Annotated in this window: 5 protein-coding genes; 1 reads left to right on the top strand and 4 read right to left on the bottom strand. The window is 61.1% G+C overall.

Annotated elements, in window-relative coordinates:
• A partial coding sequence (locus WBF74_RS12180) for an inorganic phosphate transporter (protein WP_424440204.1) occupies window positions 1–1308 on the top strand: 1308 nt, incomplete at its 5' end.
• A 7-nt stretch (window positions 1309–1315) separates the two neighbouring features.
• Here the strand turns inward: WBF74_RS12180 and WBF74_RS12175 are convergent.
• From WBF74_RS12175 to WBF74_RS12160, 4 genes are all read right to left on the bottom strand, one after another.
• A complete protein-coding gene (locus tag WBF74_RS12175; RefSeq protein WP_424440201.1) occupies window positions 1316–1774 on the bottom strand; it encodes an NUDIX hydrolase in 459 nt (152 codons plus the stop codon).
• A 72-nt stretch (window positions 1775–1846) separates the two neighbouring features.
• A complete protein-coding gene (locus WBF74_RS12170; protein ID WP_424440198.1) occupies window positions 1847–2356 on the bottom strand; it encodes a response regulator in 510 nt (169 codons plus the stop codon).
• Window positions 2353–2898, bottom strand: a complete 546-nt coding sequence (locus WBF74_RS12165; protein WP_424440195.1) for a hypothetical protein — start codon at window positions 2896–2898, stop codon at window positions 2353–2355. The genes WBF74_RS12170 and WBF74_RS12165 overlap by 4 nt, the downstream gene beginning before the upstream one ends.
• A gap of 12 nt (window positions 2899–2910) precedes the next feature.
• On the bottom strand, window positions 2911–3408 hold the full coding sequence (locus WBF74_RS12160; protein WP_424440192.1) for a response regulator: 498 nt from the start codon (window positions 3406–3408) through the stop codon (window positions 2911–2913).
• Between the last annotated feature and the right edge of the window lie 261 nt (window positions 3409–3669).

Raw genomic sequence — 3669 nt, 5'->3', positions numbered from 1 at the left:
GCGCTCAATATCGGCGCGAATGATGTTGCCAATAATATGGGCCCCGCCGTGGGCAGCAGGGCGCTGCCGCTGGGCGCAGCGCTTCTCATTGCCGCAATCTGCGAGGCGTCAGGCGCCATTCTCGCGGGCGGCGATGTGGTGGATACCATCTCCAAAGGTATCATCGAGCCACAGGCGACGATGGAGGTCCGCAACTTCGTCATGCTGATGATGGCAGCGCTTCTTGCGGCGGCTGTCTGGACCCATCTCGCAACCCTCATCAGCGCACCCGTCTCGACAACGCATGCCATAGTTGGCGGCGTTATTGGTGCGGGGGTGGCGGCTGCCGGTGTCGCCTCTATCAATTGGCCGATGATGGGTGCCATTGCGGCAAGCTGGGTCATCTCGCCGGTGATGGGCGGTGTGATTGCGGCAGCACTTCTCGCCTTTGTGAAGTGGCGCGTTCTCTTCCGCGAGGACCGGATCGGCGCCGCGCGACAATGGGTGCCGGTGATGATCGGCCTCATGGTCGGCGTTTTCGGCATGTATCTCGTGCTCAAGGGGCTGTCGAATGTCTGGCAGCCGCCCATAAGTGTTGTCTGGTCCATCGGTCTTGCGGGCGTCGTGATCGGCACATTTGCCACGCGGCCCTGGGTGGCCCGCCGCGCCGCAAAGATCGAGAACAAGCGCAAGCAGGTCGGGGGCCTCTTCACTCTGCCGCTTATCTTTGCTGCTGCGCTGCTTTCCTTCGCGCATGGGGCAAATGATGTGGCGAACGCCGTCGGCCCGCTTGCCGCTATCGCAGTCGCCGCTGAAACGGGAGATGCCGTTTCGGGTAACGTCGCGCTGCCGCTCTGGGTGCTGCTGATCGGCGCTATCGGTATTTCGCTGGGTCTTGCCCTTTTCGGACCGCGCCTCATCCGCACTGTGGGCGAGAAGATCACCAAGATGGACGCCCCGCGCGCCTATTGCGTTGCGCTGTCTGCCGCCATCACCGTGCTCGTCGCCTCGGCCCTCGGGCTTCCTGTCTCGTCCACCCATGTTGCCATCGGCGGGATTTTCGGTGTCGGCTTCCTGCGGGAACAACTGGTCAATCTCCGCATCGGGGCCAACAAGGCGAGCACGCCCAAGCCGAAGGCCTCGCAGCCGGAATCGCTCTCCAGCACCCCGGAAGAGGCGATCAGAAAGCAGGCAAGCCGGGAGAAGCGCCGCCTCGTGCGCCGCCGTCACGTGGTTGGCATTGCAACGGCATGGGTTGTCACCGTGCCCGCTGCAGGCGGTATCGGTGCGGGGCTCTACCTGCTGATGGTGACGCTGATCAGCTTCTGATCAGCACTCAGCCAAGTTCCTTCAGCTTCATCGCTATGTCGGCAAGTCGGGAGTCGGTCAGCACACGCTGCGCCTCGCGCAGGCTCGCCCAGTGCCGCTTGCGCTCGCTTTGCTCTTTCCATGCGTCCAGTTGCTTCGTCACGCGCAGCGGATAGAGATCAACCTCCAGCGGCAAGAGCCGCACACCGCGCCGCTTGAGCGTACGCCAGCACCCGAGCGGCCTGTCACTGATGACACCTTCAACGCCCGCTTCCTCGCGCGCCTCGTGCGCCGCTGTCTCATGCGGTTGCAAGCCATCGATCAACCGGCCCTTCGGGAATATCCAGCGGCCGGAACGCGACGTGATGAGAAGCACGGCAATCTGCCCGTCCACTATCGCATAAGGGATCGCGCCTGCTTGCCGCTCGATCTTGGACTGGCGGGCCACAAGGCGGAAACGAAGTGAAGTCACAAGGCGCTGAAACATGATTCCCTCTGAACAAGACTTGCCGCAGTGTGCCGCGATTGAGAGGGAAATGGGAGTCGGGTGACGGAGCGGTCAGCGAAAGGGCGGTTCCGGCAGGCGCGCATCAAGCGAACGCCGCGGGGAAGGACCGCGATAACCCGGCTTTTCCACAAAATGGATGGGTGTGGATGTAGCGGCAAGGATAGCCTTGTAAAGCACATCGGCAAGGAGCGGCTTGACGAGATAATCGGTCACGCCCTGGTCGCGCGCATGGGTCACAAAGACGCGATCCACATGGCCGGAGATCATCAGGATCGGCACATCGGGATTAGCTTGCGCACCGCGATCACTCGCGCGGATACGCCGTGTCATCTCATAGCCATCCATCGGCTTCATGGCGCCATCGGTAATGATGATGTCCGGTCGTTCCGTCGCGAAAGCGGCAAGACCTCGTGCGCCATCCTGCGCGAGGACGACCTGTTCGATCCCCATGGAATGAAGAAGAGCTTCAAGCAGCCGCCGCATTTCGGCGCTGTCCTCGACGACGAGAACCTTCAGGCGGTGAAAAAACTCCGGTGCCGCCTTTGTCGGTTCCTCTGTCATCCCGCCGCTCTCATGCTCTCGCGGTTCGCTGCGATCAGCTTCTCGAGCGCATCGAGCGTCTCGGTGGAGATCGTGACGTCCGTGCCGGGGCTTTCCAGCGTGTCGCGTATAGCATCGACATGGAAACGGATCACCGTGCTGTCATGTTTGCCGTGGCCACCTTGTTCGAGATAACGGCAAAGCGAGTCCGCAAAGCGGCCCGTCATTGCAAATCCGAATGTGCCTGCAAGACCGCGCACATCATGGGCAATTGCATAGAGGCGATCATGGGCTTCCCTGTCGCCCTTGCAGGCTGGTTCTGCCAGAACCTGAAGCATGGAGACCTGCGCGGAAAGCGTTTCCACATATTTTGATTCCAGCGAACGGATCGTTGCCTGCATCTGATCCAGAATGCGCGGATCAAGACGCATCGGCGCGACATATTCGCTGCCAAGCTTGCGTTCGGCGATCGACGGCACGCGCACGAAACGCACTTCGGGCGGAGTTTCACCGCCGTCTGTTTCGTGGCCCGCCAGCCGGGAAGCGATCTTGCTGTGTTTCATTGCCCTTTCCCCTCAGACCAGCGCCACGGCGCCACGGCGATCCTCACCGGCATAGGGCGCGTTGCGCCGTCGCCGGTCCGGTCCGCAATAGGTTGGCGTTTCCACGAAGGGGCGAGGGCGATCAATCACCTGCAACAACCGCTCATAAAGGCCGCGCGGTGAGATAGGCTTGGAAATAAATTCGGTTACGCCAATATCGCGCGCCCGCTCAACAGAGGCGATGTCGGTATGACCCGAAACCATGATGATCGGGATCATGCCGAGCGCGCGCCCGCGAAGGCTGCGCAGGCGCTTTGCAAACATGAAGCCGTCACCGGGAACCATCGCCGCATCGGTGATCACGATGTCCGGCTCATGTCTGTTGAGAAGCTCCCAGGCTTCCTCGCCATTGATGGCAAGATGAATCTCGGAAACATTGAGTGCTTGCAGAAGCGTATGCAGGAGATGGCGCATATAGGCGCTGTCATTCACCACAAGAACGCTGATCTTGTCGAATACTGATTGGGCCATGCCCCGAACCCCCACCTCGCGAAGCACGGGCGGTTTTCCGCCGCGCCCCCTTTCGCGTGTATCAACCTTAATGGCGAGGTCTTAAAAAAGGGAAACCATGGCGGGGAAACAAGCTCTCCTCCGCAGGCGGAGGAGTTGAGAGATCGTTAAAGCAGGAGTATGCGGTCAGTCTTCTTTATTGGCCTGAAGACGTTCGGCGAGGTCGCGCAGCTTGCCTTCGACTTCCGCCATAGCGGGATCGAGCGCGAGCACGGTTTCCTC

The organism is Parvibaculum sp. (assembly GCF_049672805.1).
Lineage (GTDB): Bacteria > Pseudomonadota > Alphaproteobacteria > Parvibaculales > Parvibaculaceae > Parvibaculum.
This window is presented reverse-complemented; position numbering and strand designations above follow the sequence as displayed.